Below are 17,728 nucleotides of genomic sequence, written 5' to 3'. Positions count from 1 at the left end.
CCAGATGGTTACAGTCGTTGCATATGTGCAACAACTAAACGCTATGCTGGAAAACGGAAGCGGGAGTGATGGTCAGCTTGTCCGAGAGTTCGCCGATGGAGCCTTTGGCTGCGGCTGCGCCCGTGAGGCGCGGGCGAACGGCTGCGTTCTATATCGGTATGACGGCGGCGATCGGCGCTGTCGTGACGGCAGGCATTTCCTTCACCGTTCTGCTTGGCCTTACCCCGATCACGCCTGATGCGACCACGACGATCCTTCTGATCGCGATCAATCTTGGCTTCATTCTGCTCCTTTTCGGCCTGATCCTCATGGAAGGCTGGCGTATCTACAAATCCCGCAAGGGACGGCGGGCAGCTTCCCGTCTGCATGTGCGCATCGTCGCCATGTTCTCGCTCGTGGCGGCGATCCCTGCCATTCTGGTGGCGGTTGTCGCATCGGTGACGCTGGATCTGGGCCTTGATCGATGGTTCGAACTCAGAACCAAGGTCATCGTCTACTCGTCTCTTTCGATTGCCGATGCCTATGTGCAGCAGAATGCCCGCAGCCTGCAGGGCACGACGGAGAGCATGGGGGTGCGGCTCGATCAGGCGCGCACGCTCTACAATCTGGACCGCTATGGTTTCCGCGATTTCCTGACCCGTCAGGCGATGCTGCGCGGTCTGGCCGTTGCCGAACTCGTGCGCGAGGACGGCTCGGTGATCATCGGCGCGCAGATGCCGGAAGAGATTCCATTGCCGCGTCCAAACGAGAACGCCATCGAGGTCGCCAACAGCTCGCAGATCGCTTTCAACGAGATCGGCGGAACGAATCTTGTGACAGCGGTCTACAAGCTGCAGGAGATTCCGGACGCCTATCTCTACACAGGCGCATTGCTTGATCCCGAAGTCCTGAAGGCGCGCCAGATCGTGCGCACGAATACGGATGAGTACCGATCGCTCGAGGGCAATCGCGGCAATACGCAGATCGCCTTCGCACTGCTCTATCTGGTCGTGACGCTTGCCATCGTGCTGGCGGCCATCTGGACCGGCATCGCGGTCGCCGACCGTCTGGTGCGACCGATCCGCCAGCTCATCAGTGCGGCGGGCGCCGTTTCGACCGGCAATCTCGACGTCTCCGTGCCGGTGCGCAGTTCCGATGGCGATGTCGGGCTTCTGGGCGATACGTTCAACCAGATGACCCAGCAGCTGAAATCGCAGCGCGATGAGCTCATCACCGCAAGGGACGTCATCGACGAGCGCCGCCGGTTCACCGAGGCCGTGCTTTCGGGCGTCAGCGCCGGGGTTATCGGCGTGGAAGCCGATGGTTCGGTCGCCATGGTCAATCGCTCCGCCGAGGCGATGCTCGACATTTCAGCCGATGACGCGGTCAACAACAACCTCTCCATGGTGCTGCCCCATGTGGGCCGCATTTTCGAGATGGGACGCAAGTCCGGTCGCGCCGTCTATCGCGAGCAGGCCACCTTCTTCCGTGGCGGCGTGGAACGCACCTTCAACATACAGATCACCACGGAGGAGGGCGTCAACGAGGATGACGAGCATTCCTATGTGGTCACGGTGGATGACATCACCGATCTGATGCAGGCGCAGCGCTCCATGGCGTGGGCCGATGTTGCCCGCCGCATTGCGCATGAAATCAAGAACCCGCTGACGCCGATCCAGCTTTCAGCCGAGCGTATTCGCCGTCGCTTCGGCAAGGTGATCGAGCAGGATCGCGAGATTTTCGACCAGTGCACCGACACGATCATTCGCCAGGTGGGTGATATCGGGCGCATGGTGGATGAGTTCTCGGCCTTTGCACGCATGCCAAAGCCTGACATCCAGCTTCTCGATCTGCGCGAGCCGCTGCGCGAGGCTTCCTTCCTTGTGGAGGTGGCGCGCAACGAGATCACCTTTGAACGGCAGATTTCCGACACGCCGCTGATGGGCCGTTTCGACGCGCGCCTCCTGGGGCAGGCATTCGGCAACATCATCAAGAACGCTGCCGAAGCCATCGACGCGGCTGAGCGTCAGAACGGCCAGCCGGGCGCAATCCGCATCGCGGCGCGCATGAATGGCCGGTTCATCCAGATCGAGGTGATCGACAATGGCAAGGGCCTGCCGCGCGAGAACAGGCAGCGGCTGCTCGAGCCCTACATGACCACACGCGAGAAGGGCACGGGACTTGGCCTCGCCATCGTGAAGAAGATCATCGAGGACCATGGCGGCCGCCTGGAACTCCACGACGCGCCAGACGATTTCCACGGCGGAGGTGGCGCCATGGTCCGCATCATACTTCCTGCTGCCGGAGACGCCGGTAGCGCTGCTGAGACGACAAGAAGGTAGAAAATGGCTTCCGATATTCTGATCGTAGACGACGAGGAAGACATCCGCGAACTCGTTGCTGGCATTCTCAGCGACGAGGGCCATGAAACGCGCACCGCTTTCGACAGCGACAGCGCGCTTGCCTCCATCACCGAGCGCGTGCCGCGCCTCATCCTGCTCGACATCTGGCTTCAGGGCTCCAAGCTCGACGGGCTTGCGCTTCTGGACAAGATCAAGGAACTGCATCCGCACGTTCCGGTGGTGATGATTTCCGGACACGGCAACATTGAGACGGCCGTTTCGGCAATCAAGCGCGGCGCTTATGATTTCATCGAAAAGCCGTTCAAGACCGATCGCATGATCCTCATCTGCGAGCGCGCACTGGAGATCTCCAAACTGAAGCGCGAGATGAGTGACCTGAAGAAGCGCAGCGGCGCATCCTTCGATCTCGTGGGTGAATCGGCGGCGCTGAACAATCTGCGCCAGACCATCGAGCGTGTCGCGCCCTCCAACAGCCGCATCATGCTGACCGGACCCTCCGGCTCCGGCAAGGAACTTGTCGCCCGCGCCATTCATGCGGCCTCGCCGCGCAATGGCGGACCGTTCGTAACGCTGAACGCCGCTGCGATCACGCCCGAGCGCATGGAAATCGAGCTTTTCGGCACCGAATCCAATGGCGGCGAGCGCAAGGTAGGCGCGCTGGAGGAGGCCCATGGCGGCGTTCTCTATCTGGATGAAGTGGCCGACATGCCGCTTGGCACGCAGAGCAAGATCCTGCGTGTGCTCGTGGACCAGCAGTTTGAGCGGGTTGGCGGAACGCGTCGCGTGAAGGTTGATGTGCGGATCATTTCTTCTACTGCGCAGAACGTCGAATCGCTGATCGCCGAGGGGCGGTTCCGCGAGGATCTGTTACACCGGCTGGCCGTGGTTCCGGTTGGCGTTCCGCCGCTTGCGGAACGGCGCGAGGACATTCCGCTTCTGGTCGATCACTTCATGCAACAGATCGGCGAACAGGCCGGAATCAAGCCGCGTCCGCTCGGCAATGACGCCATGGCGGTTCTTCAGGCCCATAACTGGCCGGGCAATGTGCGCCAGCTGCGCAACAACATCGAACGCCTGATGATCCTGACGCGCGGCGATGGCCCGGACACGCCGATCACCGCCGATCTTCTGCCGTCCGAAATCGGCGATGTGATGCCGCGCCTGCCGACGCAGTCCGACCAGCACATCATGGCGCTGCCGCTGCGCGAGGCGCGCGAAATGTTCGAAAAGGAGTATCTGCTGGCGCAGATCAACCGCTTCGGCGGCAACATTTCGCGCACGGCGGAATTCGTCGGCATGGAGCGCTCTGCACTGCACCGCAAGTTGAAGTCGCTCGGCGTCTGATCCGCCAGGCCGCGTCCATCTCGATGGACGAGGTTTTCACGCGCCCCGAAAAGCGCTAGAGCAGTGACCCTGCAGACCGAAAGAGGTCTGCGCGAATGCAGGGAATACGTGATGAAGGTCATTATTTGCGGGGCAGGCCAGGTTGGCTTCGGTATCGCAGAGCGGTTGGCCGCCGAGCAGAACGATGTTTCCGTGATCGATACCTCGCCGGAGCTGATCCGCGCGGTTCGCGACACGCTTGATGTGCGTGGTTTCGTCGGCCATGGGGCGCATCCCGACGTTCTGGCCTCGGCCGGCGCCAGCGAAGCCGACATGATCATTGCGGTCACGCTGTTTGATGAAGTGAACATGGTCGCCTGTCAGGTGGCGCATTCGCTCTTCAACGTGCCGACCAAGATTGCGCGCATTCGCTCGCAGTCCTATCTCCAGACGCATTATATGGACCTGTTCTCGCGGGACCATCTGCCGATCGACGTGATCATCTCGCCGGAAGTCGAGGTGGGCGAGATGGTGATGCGCCGCATCGCGCTGCCGGGTGCGACGGATGTGGTGAGCTTTGCCGATGACAAGGTCTCCATGGTCGCCATCGAGTGTCTTGAGGAATGCCCGGTCATCAACACGCCGCTGGCGCAGCTCACCGAACTGTTTCCGGATCTGCCGTCGACCGTGGTTGGCGTGTCGCGTGAGGGAAAGCTCTTCATTCCCCATTCCGGCGATCAGCTCATGGCCGGTGATCTTGCCTATGTGGTCACCACCAAGGATCAGGTGCGCCGCACGCTCGGCCTGTTTGGCCATGAGGAGCGCGAAGCGACCCGCATCGTCATTGCCGGTGGCGGCAATATCGGCCTCTATGTCTCGCGCGCGATGGAAAAGAAGCAGAGCCGCACCAAGGTCAAGGTGATCGAGAACACGCGCGAACGCGCCGTGGCGCTCGCCGACAAGCTGCGCCGCACCGTGGTGCTGCATGGCAGCGCGCTCGACCAGAAACTGCTTCTGGAAGCCGACATCCAGCATGCCGACCTGATGGTGGCGCTGACCAATGACGATCAGGTCAACATCCTGTCGAGCGTGATCGCGAAGCGGCTTGGCTGCCGCTCCAATCTCGTTCTGATCAACAATCCGACCTATCACGACTTCGCCAAGACGCTGGGCATCGACGCGCATGTGAACCCGCGCTCGGTGACCATCTCGAAGGTGCTGCAGCATGTGCGGCGCGGCCGCATCCGCGCTGTCCACAACATTCAGCGGGGCGCTGCCGAAGTCATCGAGGCCGAGGCGCTGGAAACCTCGCCGCTGGTCGGCCCGCCGCTCAGCGAAGTGGAGTTTCCCGATGGCATGCGCATTGGCGCGGTCTATCGCGACGGCGCGGTCATCAAGCCGAGCGGTTCGCTCAAGATCAAGCCGAAGGACCGGGTCGTGATTTTCGCGCTGGAGAGCGCGGTGCGCCAGGTGGAACAGATGTTCCGCGTCAGCCTGGAGTTTTTCTGAGTCGCTTGAAAATTCCGCCGCACGGCGGCAAAACACTGTCTGCCTTTTCGCGCCGCCCGGGGCCTGGCGGTTGCATCCACCCAGAATGGAGAACTCGACATGCCACGCATTGCTTATGTGAACGGGCGTTATGCGAATCACAACGACGCCATGGTTCATGTGGAAGATCGCGGCTATCAGCTTGGCGATGGCGTGTACGAGGTCTGCGAGATTTCCCGGGGCTTCATCATCGACATGGAGGGCCATCTCGACCGGCTCGACCGGTCGCTGCGCGAGCTTCGCATGGACTGGCCGATCGAGCGCAAGGCGCTTGAGTTCGTCATGCGCGAGGTCATCCGCCGCAATCATGTCCACAACGGCATGGTCTATCTCCAGGTCACGCGCGGCGTTGCGCCGCGCGATCATGCGTTCCCGACCACGCCGGTGCGGTCCGCACTGGTGGTCACCGCCAAGCGCATGGACCCGGTGGCTGCGGCCAGGAAGGCCGAAAAGGGCATGACGGTCATCACCGTACCGGACAATCGCTGGGAACGCGTGGACATCAAGACCATCGGCCTTCTGCCCAACGTGCTTGCGCGCCAGACGGCGGTGGATTCGGGCGCACAGGAAGCCTGGTTCGTCGATCCCGATGGAACCGTGAAGGAGGGCGCTTCCACCAATGCCTGGATCGTGACGGCGGACGGCTCTCTGGTGACGCGGCCTGCCGATTTCGGCATTCTGCGCGGCATCACGCGGGCAACCGTCATGAAGGTCGCCGACAGTCTCGGCCTCAAGGTGGAAGAGCGCCCGTTCTCCGTGGAAGAAGCACAGAATGCCCGCGAGGCGTTCGTGACCAGCGCCACGAGCGTGGTCATGCCGGTCGTGAACATTGACGGCAAGCCTGTGGCGAATGGTCATCCGGGCACGGTTGCAACTTCTTTGCGCGAGGCATTTTTTGAGATTGCGGAAAAAAGTCCTAGCTGTTAACCAGCGCGCATGGTGGTAGCGGCTCAGCACGACCGAAAAATACTGGCATCAATTATTCATGTAACTTCTGTCGCGGAGTTTCTTGACAGAGGCATGTGATATTTGCGCTACTGGCTGCATAAAGTGCAGCGAATGGGTGAAAGACCAAAAAATGGCGGAACGATCTCAAAACCTACAGGACCTGTTCCTGAACACCGTTCGCAAGAGCAAGAACCCTCTGACGATCTTTCTCATCAACGGTGTCAAGCTGACAGGCATTGTCACTTCATTTGATAATTTCTGCGTGCTTTTGCGCCGCGATGGCCATTCGCAGCTTGTCTACAAGCATGCGATTTCGACGATTATGCCGAGCCAGCCCGTGCAGCTTTATGACGCCGAGGAAAACAATCGGGATTCCTGATTGGACGACACAGAAAACTCCGCTGACGGAAAGCGAGAAGACGAAGGGCTGACAACGCAGCCTTTCGCCACACGCGCTCTTGTCATCACTCCGGTTCTGACCAACGAGCGCCGTTCTGCCGAAAGCAGCGCGGCTTCTGCGCGTGCGCCTGAAGCACGGCATGAAGAGGCGGTCGGACTGGCCGAGGCCATCGATCTCGATATCGTTTCCGCCGATATCGTCACGGTCAACACGCCGCGCCCCGCAACACTGCTCGGAACGGGCAAGCTCGACGAGATCGCCGAGCGCGTCCACGATCTGGAGGCGGAAGTGGTGATCATCGATCATCCGCTCACGCCGGTTCAGCAGCGCAATCTCGAAAAGGCGCTGAAGGCGAAGGTGCTCGACCGCACCGGCCTTATTCTGGAAATTTTCGGACGCCGCGCACGCACCAAGGAGGGGCGGCTTCAGGTCGATCTCGCCCATCTGGAATATCAGCGCGGCCGCCTCGTGCGCAGCTGGACGCACCTTGAACGCCAGCGCGGCGGCGGCGGATTCATGGGCGGTCCCGGTGAAACCCAGATCGAGGCCGACAGACGTCAGCTTCAGGAGCGCATCACAAGGCTCAAGAAAGAGCTGGAGCATGTGCGCCGCACGCGCGATCTGCACCGCTCGAAGCGCCGCAAGGTGCCGTTCCCCATCGTCGCCATTGTCGGTTACACCAATGCAGGAAAGTCGACGCTGTTCAACCGCCTGACCGGTGCGAGCGTTATGGCCGAAGACATGCTCTTCGCCACGCTTGATCCGACATTGCGGCGCGTCACGCTTCCGCACGGCACGATCATCATCCTTTCCGATACGGTGGGCTTCATCTCTGACCTGCCGACGCATCTCGTCGCCGCGTTCCGCGCAACGCTCGAAGAAGTGGTCGAGGCCGATCTCGTCGTGCATCTGCGCGACATTTCCGACCCCGACACCACGGCTCAGGCAACCGACGTGGCCGCAATCCTCGGCGATCTGGGCGTTGACGCCTCGGACCGCACACGGGTTCTGGAAGTGTGGAACAAGGTCGACAATCTGGACGCCGAACAGCGCCGCGCGCTGCTCGAAGGCATGCGCGCAAGCGATGCGCCGCTCGCCATTTCCGCCATCACGGGTGAGGGCGTTCCCGAGCTGCTCGACCTGATCGAAGAGCATATCTCGGGTGCTGTCGCGCCGATGACGGTCGATCTCGCCCCGCATCAGATGTCGCTGATCGACTGGATCTATCGCAATGGCGATGTGACCGGGCGTACGGACAATGACGATGGCAGCATCACGTTGACCGTGCGCGTGACGCAGACGGCGCGCGCTGAAATCCAGGAACGTCTTGCCGGCGGCAGGTAAAGCTGCCGGCAGCCACGCCTATTTCGCTTCGGTCTTGGCCCGCTGCCAGAGCGTTTCCATCTCTTCGAGGCCGGATTCGTCGAGCGAGCGGCCGGCCTTTTTGAGTTCACGCTCCACAAAATCGAACCGCCGACGGAATTTGTCATTCGTGCCGGCAAGGGCTGCCTCGGGATCATGCCCCAGATGGCGGCCCAGATTGACCACGGCGAACAGAAGGTCGCCATATTCCTCGGCCGCATGGGCGTCGTCGCCCTCGGCAAGCGCTTCGCGCAATTCGCCGATCTCTTCCTCGATCTTGTCGAGAACCGGCCCGGCTTCGCCCCAGTCGAACCCGACGCGCGCAGCGCGTGACTGCAGCTTGTGGGCGCGCATGAGCGCGGGAAGGGCGCGCGGCACCTCGTCCAGATAGGCGATTGTCTCGTCGGGGGCGCCGCTCTGCAGGCGGCGGGCAAGGCGTTCGGCCTTTTCCTGCGCCTTGATCTCGTCCCACATGCCCTTGGCCATGCCGCGGCCGCGGGCCTCGGCGTCGCCGAACACATGGGGGTGGCGGCGAATCATCTTCGTCGTGATCGCTTCCACCACATCACCGAAATCGAACTGCTGGTCCTCTTCGGCGATGCGCGCATGGAAAACCACCTGAAGCAACAGGTCGCCCAGCTCGTCGCGTAGATCGTCGATGTCGCCGCGCTCGATCGCGTCGGCGACCTCATAGGCCTCTTCGATCGTGTAGGGCGCGATGGTCGAGAAATCCTGCTCCACATCCCAGGGGCAACCCGTTTCCGGATTGCGCAGGGCGCGCATGATTTCAAGCAGTCTGGCGATGTCCTTGGACGGTTGCATCCGGCCTGTTCCTTTCTGCTCTGTCACGCCTGAATCAGCCAATGGTGCGCTCCAGAAGGCCGAGCCAGTTGCGCCAGGCGATCTTTTCGACCAGCTCGCGCCCATAGCCATGGGCCTCCATTGCGTACAGCAGACTTGGAAGGCCGGCTGCGTCGCCAATCGCCTGCGGCATCAGCGCGCCGTCGAAATCGGAGCCGAACGCCACGCCGTCCTCGCCGAGCGCCTCAAGCAGCGCATCCAGATGGCGCAGCATCACTTCGAGATCGGTGTCCGCGTTGGACTGGCCGTCGGGGCGCAGGAAACCGGCCGCGAAATTGAGGCCGACCAGACCGCCCGTCTCGCGAATGGCGTCAAGCTGCCAGGCGGTGAGATTGCGCGACTGCTCGCTGATGGCGTGGACATTGGAATGGCTTGCAACCAGCGGCGCATCGCTGATGGCCTGCACATCGCGGAACCCCTTCTCGTTCAGGTGCGACAGGTCGACCATCATCTTGAGCGCATTGCACTTGCGCACCAGAGCCTTGCCGGCATCGGTGAGCCCGTCACCAATGTCGGGCGAGGAGGGGAAGCGGAACGGCACGCCGTGACCGAAAATGTTGGACCGGCTCCACACCGGGCCGATGGAGCGCAGGCCTGCGCCATAAAGAACATCGATGAGGTCGAGATCGGGGCCGATCGCCTCCGCACCCTCGATGTGAAACACCGCCGCGAGCGCACCGACAGCCATGGCGCTGCGAATATCGCCGGAGGAGCGGCACACGGCAAAGCGTCCCTGCGCGGCGCGTTCAAGCCGCATCAGAATGGCGGCCATGGCGAGCGTCGAGCTCAGCGCGTCGGCCTGCGAGAGCTGCGGAAACGCGCCGTCTTCCGGACGGATACGCTTTCCGTTCGGTCCGCGCTCGGCAATCGGCGGCGGGAAGATGGCGAAGAGACCGCCGGCAAGTCCGCCCTTGCGGGCACGCGGCAGGTCGATATGGCCTTCGGTCGTTCCGTCCAGAAAGGACTGCTCGGCATTGGACTGGCCACTTTCATAGAGGCGCAGGAGCGCATCGTTGTGACCGTCGAAAACGGGAATGATATCTGATGGCATGAATGACTTCGCTTCTTGATCCGGCCGACCCGACTGGTCTGCACGCGTCCTTTCTAGGCAAGCGCGCAGCAGGACGCAAATCCCGCGAAAGCGCATGGCCGAAATGCGCGAGGCATGCAGCTATGGGCGCGGCGGGGCAAACGGTCGAGCCTGGCGAGAAACCGGTTCGCAGCGTGCGGAATAAGTTGACGCGCGACGGGGCCGGACTGTACAAGCGCCCGGAAAGTTCCGGAGGGATGGCCGAGCGGTTGAAGGCACCGGTCTTGAAAACCGGCAGGCGGGTGACCGTCTCGTGGGTTCGAATCCCACTCCCTCCGCCAACCTTACCTGCATTCTCCCAAATACCGTTGACCGCCGTGAGCCACCGCATTGTACGGAACGGTTGCAGATTTCTCTGTATATGTCTGTTTCATACCCTGCATAAACTGGAGCATCGACTTGCGGTTCTGCGCGTGGCAATGCTTGCCGAAGGGTGAAGAAGCGACCGCCTGTCGAAACGAGGGTTCGCGAAACAGGGGAAGAGTGCGGGAAATCTGAATCACATGCGCGAAACGCAGCCCCTATTTCGCCGCCTCTTTCCTGCGGCCATTGCGACATCCATCTTCGCGGCACTGGCCCATGCGGTTCTCGTGGGAATAGCGGCCCGTTCGATTGGTCTGGAACTCGCCTATATCGCTGCCGTGACTTTCGTTGTGGCGCTGGTTGTCGCGCTGGTGGGCGGGGCGGTTCTGCTCGCCATTGTTGCAGCGCTCAAGTTAAGACCAGTCTCGTCGCTGCTACTGTTTCTGATCGTCATTCAGGCCATCGCAATCAGGCTGGAGATGCATCTCTTTGAAGGCAGTTTCAGCGATATATCCTGGCAGTATGGCCTCATATCCGTCCCGGCTTCTGTGATCGCGTGGCATCAATCTGTCTATTGCGCATACAGAGAGCGCTGAGGGCGCCTCTAATATACCGCGATACAGCGGCCCAAGCTTCCAGCACGCAGGATCCCCAAAGTTATGCTATCCGTCAGCGCAGGAAGCGAACCCAGCCTCATTCCACAGGGAGCCCAACCATGGAAACCCAGCAACTGCATCGTGGCCGGCTCATTGACCACATCCAGCTCGTCGTGCGCGATCTTGAGGCAAGCCAAGCCTTTTACGCGGCCGTTCTGGAGGTGCTCGACATTCCGATCATCGGCACGAATGCCGATTTCTTCTTCGCTGACGAACTGGTGGTGTCTTCGGCGGACAGCCCCGCAGCGCTCGGCGTGTTGACGGGGCGTCATCACCTGGCTTTTCAGGCCAGGGACCGCGCCATGGTGGATGCCTGCTATCAGGCCGCGATGGCGCATGGTGGACGCGACAACGGTGCGCCCGGCGAAAGGGCGTATCATCCCGGTTACTACGCCGCATTCGTGCTCGATCCGGATGGCAACAACATCGAATTCGTGTTCCACGGCGAGGCAGAGCGCAGTGCGCCATCGGTGGTGATCGAATTCTAGCACCGCGCTGGCTCACCGCGCGACGCGACGATTCGAATGTGCCCCGAAACCGCGCCCGCACAGCAGACCGGCGTTGCCGGATGCACGTGGGGTTTACATTTGAAACCGTGTCAGTCTAATAACACACGCAATGGTAGTAGGGTTTTGGCAAAAATTCGAAATTCTGCCGTTTTGCTGCCATAAATGATTTACAACTTGCTAATGCATTTCAGCTAAGGGTGCGGAGGGCATCCTGAGTTGTAGAAACCGGAACGCCTTGTTTCGGCATTTTTTGACAAGTGGGGATATCTCGCGACCATGAACGGGATTTCGATGTCCGGGGGAGACGCGGACGCATGAGCATTCAGATTGTTGTGCACCGCATTGCGGTTCGCCGCCTGTCGTCCGCCATTGCCTTTGCAGCCTGTGCCGCATTGCTTTCGGCGTGCTCGTCCACGACCCCGAAGGTCGCTGTCAACAAGACCAAGTCCAAGGAATATTTCGCCGAGTCCGAATACGGCGTTCAGGCAAGCCCGCGCGTTTCCGTGAAAAGCTCCAATCTGAAGCGCGGCGGTGGCCGCCGTCAGGTGGGCAAGCCCTATCAGATCAAGGGCAAATGGTATCATCCCAAGGAAGACCCCGACTATGAAAAGGTCGGCGCGGCTTCCTGGTATGGCGACGCCTTTCATGGCCGGCTCACGGCCAATGGCGAAACCTATGACATGACGCATCTTTCTGCGGCGCATCCGACCATGCCGCTGCCCAGTTATGCGCGCGTCACCAATGTCGACAATGGCAGCTCCGTTCTGGTCCGCGTCAACGATCGCGGTCCCTTCGCGCACAACCGCATCATTGATCTGTCGAAACGTGCGGCCCAGCTGCTCGATTACCAGAGCGCCGGCGTGGCGAAGGTGAAGGTCGAATATGTCGGCCCGGCGCCGCTCGAAGGGCGCGACGACGAATATCTCATGGCGTCCTACCGCCCGGGCGGCGCAGCACCTGATCCATCCGACGGTCTGCCGACCGGCGTGATGATTGCAATGAACGGCTCCACGCCGACGGCGACGCTTCCAGGCGTCAAGGCGCGCGACGCTTTTGCGAGCCAGCCGGGCCTGACGCCGCCGCAGCCGATTGCCGCGTCTTCCGGCTCCTTCACCCTGCCAACCTCCGGTCCGCTGGTTCCCGACCGCCCGGATTCACTGCCGATGGACGGCGTCGAGCGTGACGTGGCGTTCCTCTCTTATGCCGATCAGCGCGTGAGCGCGGCTGCTGGCGCGTTTGACAATGTGCTGCGCAGCGATCTGCAGTCGCAGGACGTGGCGCGCTGGTGGCGGCAGAAGCAGCCCGGCGCAGCCGGGCAGGGCGCTTCGGACGATCTGGCCTTCGTGAATGTCGGCACCTGGCAGTCTGAGGCCGAGGCCAAGGCGCAGGCAGAGAAGCTCGCGGGCTTCGGTCAGCTGAAGCTCGAAACCGTTTCGGATGATGCCGGCACGCTCTACTATACGCTCGCCGTCACGCCGCAGGATCAGAGCTCCATCGACCAGGTGCTGCAGGCCGCCTGGAATGCAGGCGCAGCCGACGCTTTCATCGTCCGCTGAATGATCGGGGCGCCGGCGCGGCGCCCCCGGCCCATAACCATTTCATCAAATTTGTATTACTGCGGTTGATCCCGCCGGCTGAGCAGCGCTAGAGTCTCCCTGGTGGGGTTCTGGTATGGTGCATGGTCGGTGTTCTCTACACTCAATAAATCGCTTGTTTTCGCCTTCTGTCTTCTGTTTCTCGGGTCGCAGGCGGCATTCGCCCAATTGTTCGAAACCCGGGCCAGACAGGCGTTTCTGATCGATGCGGACACGGGCACGGTCCTCTTCTCCAAGAACCCGGACGAGAAAATCCCCCCGGCTTCGCTTGCCAAGCTGATGACGATGGAAGTCGTCTTCAACGCCATCAAGAGCGGGCGGCTTTCGATGAGTGATGCGTTCTATGTGAGCGAACACGCCTGGCGCACGGGCGGGGCCGTTTCGGGCACGTCGACCATGTTCGCCGAGATCAAATCCTCCGTGCCGCTCGAGGCGCTGATCCAGGGCGTGATCGTCCAGTCGGCCAATGATGGCTGCATCATCATCGCGGAAGGCATGGCGGGGTCCGAAGAGAATTTCGCGCGTCTGATGACCGAGCGCGCCCACAAGATCGGCTTGACGGATTCGGTGTTCGTGAATTCGAGCGGGTTGCCCGCCGAAGGTCAGCATGTCACCATGCGCGATCTGGTGACGCTCGCCACCCATCTTTGGCGGGAATATCCGGAATTCTACAAATATTACGCGCAGGAGTCCTTCACCTGGAACAAGATCCTGCAGCGCAACCGCAACCCGCTCCTGCGCATGGACATTGGCGCAGACGGGCTGAAAACCGGTTTTACGGAAGCCTCGGGCTACGCCATCGTCGGTTCCGTCAACCGCAATGGCCGCCGGCTTTTCATGGCGATGAGCGGGCTTGAGACCGAGAGCGAGAGGGCCGAAGAAGCGCGCAAGATGCTGGACTGGGGCGTGCGGGCGTTCGAGCGCATGGATATCTTCGCCGAAGGTGAAACCATCGGCAACGTCTCCGTATTTGGCGGAGCCAAGGGCGAGCTTGCGGTGCGCGCGAAGGGGCCTGTGGCCATCTTCCGCCCCATCACCAATGCCGACAGCCTGCGTGCGCGCATCGTCTATCAGGGGCCGATCCCGGCTCCGGTGGAAGAGGGGCAGCGCATCGGCACACTCAAGGTCTGGATCGGCGACACGCTCAGCCAGGAAACGCCGCTCTATGCGGCCGAAAGCATTGCCGTGGGTGGGCTGCCGGACCGCGCGCTGGATGCCGTCGGTGAGCTTCTGACCGGCTGGATGCGCCGGTATCGCTCCTGAGCGCGGCGACGCATCACCCGTCCGCCATCCACAAAGCCTGTCGCAATGTCAGTTCAGCATGGACCTGCGGGAAACGAGCGCCTAAGTAGGAGCGTGTTCGGCAATGGAGCCGGCAGGCGCTTACTGAAAGGATTGAGGTCTCTTGTCTCGCGGTTTCTTCATCACATTCGAGGGAGGCGAGGGGGCCGGAAAGTCGACGCAGATCGAGCAGCTTGCGGCCAGCCTGCGTGAAGCGGGGCGCGACGTCATCGTCACGCGCGAGCCTGGCGGTTCTGCGGGCGCCGAGGCCGTTCGCCACGTTCTCCTGTCGGGCGCTGCCGAGCCTTTCGGCGCGGCAATGGAGGCAGTCCTTTTCGCTGCGGCGCGTTCAGACCATGTGGAGCAGGTGATCCGGCCTGCCATCGCGCGCGGCGCGGTGGTTCTGTGCGACCGGTTTCTGGATTCTTCGCGTGTCTACCAGGGCGTGACCGGCAATCTGGACGCCGACTTCATGGCCAATCTCGAACGCGTGACGGTCAACGGCATGAAGCCGGATCTGACGCTCATTCTCGACATCGATCCCGAAGAGGGGCTGCGCCGGGCAACCGCGCGGCGTGGCGACGATACGCCCGACCGTTTCGAGAAGGAGAAGCTGTCGATCCACCGCCGCCGCAGAAAGGCATTTCTGGAAATCGCCAAGGCCGAACCGCAGCGCTGTGTGGTCATCGATGCGGACGCCGATCCGGAGAAGGTTGCAGCAACCATCCTGCGCACTGTCAGTCTGGCAATGGCCGAAGCCCAGTCGTCTGACAGCGGGGCGTCTGGCAACCAGTCGCCTGGCAAAAGGAGCACGGGGTAATGTTCGAACGCACGGCGCCTGAACGCTTCGACAGTCTGCCGGATATTCCCGAGCCGTCGGAGAACCCCATACTCGTCGGCCATGAGCGCGCCGCCGAAATGCTTGCCGGGGCTTACCGCGCGGGCAAACTGCATCACGGCCTTCTGTTCGCTGGTCCGCCCGGAATCGGCAAGGCGACGCTCGCCTTTCATCTGGCCAACCATCTTTTTTCGAACCCGCAGCCGGAGGCCGCGCCACCGCGCTTTTCGCCGCCCGATCCCACCGGACAGGTGTTTCGGCTGGTGGCGCAGGATGCGCATCCGTCTCTGCTCCATCTGACGCGTCCCTTCGTTGAGCGCGACAAGAAGTTCAAGACGGTGATCACGGTCGACGAGATCCGCAGGATCCATCGCTTCCTCTCGCTGACGCCGCATGATGGCGGCTACCGCGTGGTGATTGTCGATCCCGCCGACGATCTGAACATCAGCGCCGCCAACGCCCTGCTCAAAAGTCTTGAGGAGCCGCCGCCGCGCACGCTCTTCGTGCTGATCACGCATTCGCTCGGACGGCTCCTGCCCACCATCCGTTCGCGCTGCCAGATCGTGCGTCTTCAGCCTCTGGAAACGCCGGAGCTTGCCGGGCTTCTGCGCCGTCTAGGCGCTGATGGAGGTGGCAGCGATGAGGAGATCGCGGCGCGCGCGCAGGGCAGTGTGCGCAATGCGATCCTGTTGTCGCAGTTTGGCGGTGCGGAAATCGCCGATGTGCTGCAAAAGCTCGTTTCGGGGCGCAATTTCGATGCGGTCGAAGCGCTGAAGCTTGGTGACGCGGTCAACGGGCGTGACCGCGACGTGCAGTTCTCGATCTTCAACCGCACTGTTCTTGACATGATCAACGAGCGTGCCGTGGCGCTTGCTGCGGCCGGTGATGCGCGTGGCGCTGCCGCCGCTGCCGATCTCTGGGACGATGTCACCACCACAATTCGCGACGCCGAGACCTACAATCTCGACCGAAAACAGCATGCCGCCGGGCTCGCCGCGAAGCTTAATGCCGCATTCAATGCCTGAAGCGGCCGCTTGGGCTGGCATGCACCTCGCCGATGCGCTATCTGGGCGTCATCAAACAATGCATTCTCTGGACTCTCTGCCAAATGGCCCGCGATAGCTTTTACATCACGACTCCCATTTTCTACCCGAATGGCAAGCCGCATATCGGTCACGCCTATACCGTGATCGCGACCGACGCGATGGCGCGGTTTCAGCGTCTCGACGGCAAGGATGTCTTCTTCCTGTCGGGCACGGACGAGCACGGGCTGAAGATGCAGCAGACCGCCGAAAAGGAAGGCATCACCGCGCAGGAACTCGCCGACCGCAACTCGGCCGTGTTCCGCGAGATGATCGCCGCAATGGGCGGCTCCAATGATGGCTTCATCCGCACGACCGAAGAGCGCCATCACCGCGCCTGTCAGGCTATCTGGAAGAAGATGGCAGACAATGGCGACATCTATCTCGACAGCTACAAGGGCTGGTACTCCGTCCGTCAGGAAGCCTATTTCGACGAGAGCGAAACGACCGTCGGTGAAGATGGCGTTCGCCGCGAGCCGCTTGGCTCGCCGGTCGAATGGAACGAGGAAGAGACCTACTTCTTCCGTCTCTCCGCCTATCAGGACAAGCTCCTGGCGCATTACGAAGCCAATCCGGAATTCATCGGCCCGTCCGAGCGCCGCAACGAGGTGATGAGCTTCGTTCGCTCCGGCCTCAAGGACCTGTCCATTTCGCGCTCCACATTCAACTGGGGCGTTCCGGTGCCGGGCGACGAGAAGCACGTGATGTATGTGTGGGTGGATGCGCTCACCAACTACATCACCGCTGCGGGCTATCCGGACACGGATGCCGATAGCTGGTCCTACTGGCCGGCCGATGTGCACATGATCGGCAAGGACATTGTGCGCTTCCACGCGGTCTACTGGCCGGCATTCCTGATGTCGGCTGGCATCGAGCTGCCCAAGCGCGTTTTTGCGCATGGCTTCCTGTTCAACCGCGGTGAGAAAATGTCGAAATCGGTCGGCAATGTCGTCGATCCGTTCACGCTGGTGGAGCATTACGGCCTCGACGCCGTGCGCTATTTCTTCCTGCGTGAGGTTCCGTTCGGTCAGGACGGCAGCTACAGCCATGATGCGATCGTGAACCGCACCAATGCCGATCTTGCAAACGATCTGGGCAATCTCGCCCAGCGTTCGCTTTCCATGATCGCGAAGAACTGCGAAGGCAAGGTTCCGGAGAAGGGCGCGCTCGGCGAAGCCGATCTGGCCATTCTCGCCAGCGCCGACGAGGCACTCGCCACTGCACGCACGGCCATGAGCACGCAGGCGCTTCATCAGGCGCTGGGCGCAATCTTCGGCGTTGTTGCCGAGGCGAACCGCTATTTTGCGGGGCAGGAGCCCTGGGCGCTTAAGAAGACCGATCCCGCGCGCATGCATTCGGTGCTTTACACGACCGCCGAGCTGGTGCGCCGCGTGGCGATCCTCTGCCAGCCCTACATTCCGGGCTCCGCCGAGAAGCTGCTCGACCTTCTGGCCGTTCCGGCGGATGCACGCTCCTTCGCGCATCTTTCGGATGAAAACGCGCTCGTTTCCGGCAGTGAACTGCCCGCGCCGCAGCCGGTCTTCCCGCGCTATGTGGAGCCGAAGCCGGAGAGCGAGGGAGCCTGACGCC

Annotated in this window: 15 protein-coding genes and 1 tRNA gene; 14 read left to right on the top strand and 2 right to left on the bottom strand. The window is 61.8% G+C overall.

Annotated elements, in window-relative coordinates:
• Positions 1-68 precede the first annotated feature (68 nt).
• The 6 genes from AC4PTT_RS10780 to hflX all read left to right on the top strand — a co-directional run bounded on the left by AC4PTT_RS10780 (position 69) and on the right by hflX (position 7,905).
• The gene (locus AC4PTT_RS10780) at positions 69-2,321 is read left to right on the top strand and encodes a sensor histidine kinase NtrY-like (protein WP_492161130.1); all 2,253 of its coding nucleotides are present in this window, start codon (positions 69-71) and stop codon (positions 2,319-2,321) included.
• 3 nt (positions 2,322-2,324) lie between these two features.
• Positions 2,325-3,686 (top strand): nitrogen assimilation response regulator NtrX, encoded by a 1,362-nt coding sequence (gene ntrX, locus AC4PTT_RS10775; protein WP_297559429.1) that lies wholly within the window; start codon positions 2,325-2,327, stop codon positions 3,684-3,686.
• A gap of 111 nt (positions 3,687-3,797) precedes the next feature.
• Positions 3,798-5,174: a Trk system potassium transporter TrkA gene (trkA, locus tag AC4PTT_RS10770; protein WP_206545323.1), complete on the top strand. Its 1,377-nt coding sequence runs from the start codon at positions 3,798-3,800 to the stop codon at positions 5,172-5,174.
• A 99-nt stretch (positions 5,175-5,273) separates the two neighbouring features.
• On the top strand, positions 5,274-6,140 hold the full coding sequence (locus tag AC4PTT_RS10765) for a D-amino-acid transaminase (RefSeq protein WP_206545322.1): 867 nt from the start codon (positions 5,274-5,276) through the stop codon (positions 6,138-6,140).
• 151 nt (positions 6,141-6,291) lie between these two features.
• Positions 6,292-6,540, top strand: a complete 249-nt coding sequence (hfq, locus tag AC4PTT_RS10760) for an RNA chaperone Hfq (protein WP_113155182.1) — start codon at positions 6,292-6,294, stop codon at positions 6,538-6,540.
• A complete protein-coding gene (hflX, locus tag AC4PTT_RS10755) occupies positions 6,541-7,905 on the top strand; it encodes a GTPase HflX (RefSeq protein WP_206995967.1) in 1,365 nt (454 codons plus the stop codon). It begins immediately after the preceding gene.
• A gap of 18 nt (positions 7,906-7,923) precedes the next feature.
• Here the strand turns inward: hflX and mazG are convergent, their stop codons facing one another.
• Both mazG and AC4PTT_RS10745 read right to left on the bottom strand, forming a co-directional pair.
• On the bottom strand, positions 7,924-8,745 hold the full coding sequence (gene mazG, locus AC4PTT_RS10750; RefSeq protein WP_113155184.1) for a nucleoside triphosphate pyrophosphohydrolase: 822 nt from the start codon (positions 8,743-8,745) through the stop codon (positions 7,924-7,926).
• Positions 8,746-8,779: 34 nt separating this feature from the next.
• Positions 8,780-9,835 (bottom strand): dipeptidase, encoded by a 1,056-nt coding sequence (locus AC4PTT_RS10745; RefSeq protein ID WP_492161129.1) that lies wholly within the window; start codon positions 9,833-9,835, stop codon positions 8,780-8,782.
• 230 nt (positions 9,836-10,065) lie between these two features.
• Here AC4PTT_RS10745 and AC4PTT_RS10740 point away from each other — a divergent pair.
• The 8 genes from AC4PTT_RS10740 (at position 10,066) to metG (ending at position 17,724) form a co-directional block, all read left to right on the top strand.
• Positions 10,066-10,155: transfer RNA gene (locus tag AC4PTT_RS10740), tRNA-Ser, on the top strand.
• Between the two features lie 222 nt (positions 10,156-10,377).
• Complete coding sequence (locus AC4PTT_RS10735) at positions 10,378-10,773, top strand: hypothetical protein (protein WP_492161128.1); 396 nt, start codon at positions 10,378-10,380, stop codon at positions 10,771-10,773.
• A 119-nt stretch (positions 10,774-10,892) separates the two neighbouring features.
• Positions 10,893-11,321 (top strand): VOC family protein, encoded by a 429-nt coding sequence (locus AC4PTT_RS10730; protein ID WP_492161127.1) that lies wholly within the window; start codon positions 10,893-10,895, stop codon positions 11,319-11,321.
• Positions 11,322-11,656: 335 nt separating this feature from the next.
• Positions 11,657-12,898: a septal ring lytic transglycosylase RlpA family protein gene (locus tag AC4PTT_RS10725; protein ID WP_492161126.1), complete on the top strand. Its 1,242-nt coding sequence runs from the start codon at positions 11,657-11,659 to the stop codon at positions 12,896-12,898.
• 174 nt (positions 12,899-13,072) lie between these two features.
• Positions 13,073-14,200 carry a D-alanyl-D-alanine carboxypeptidase family protein gene (locus AC4PTT_RS10720; protein ID WP_210346586.1) on the top strand — a complete coding sequence of 376 codons (1,128 nt, stop codon included), beginning with the start codon at positions 13,073-13,075 and terminating at the stop codon, positions 14,198-14,200.
• Positions 14,201-14,342: 142 nt separating this feature from the next.
• A complete protein-coding gene (gene tmk, locus AC4PTT_RS10715; protein WP_492161125.1) occupies positions 14,343-15,038 on the top strand; it encodes a dTMP kinase in 696 nt (231 codons plus the stop codon).
• A complete protein-coding gene (locus AC4PTT_RS10710) occupies positions 15,038-16,081 on the top strand; it encodes a DNA polymerase III subunit delta' (RefSeq protein ID WP_492161124.1) in 1,044 nt (347 codons plus the stop codon). Before tmk ends, AC4PTT_RS10710 begins: the two co-directional genes overlap by 1 nt.
• An 83-nt stretch (positions 16,082-16,164) precedes the next feature.
• Positions 16,165-17,724, top strand: a complete 1,560-nt coding sequence (gene metG, locus AC4PTT_RS10705) for a methionine--tRNA ligase (protein ID WP_206995954.1) — start codon at positions 16,165-16,167, stop codon at positions 17,722-17,724.
• The last annotated feature ends 4 nt before the right edge of the window (positions 17,725-17,728 follow it).

The sequence above is a fragment of the Nitratireductor sp. WH36-1 genome, from assembly GCF_058725515.1.
The sequence above is the reverse complement of the archived record's forward strand: the minus strand, read 5'-3'. Positions and strand labels throughout refer to the sequence as shown.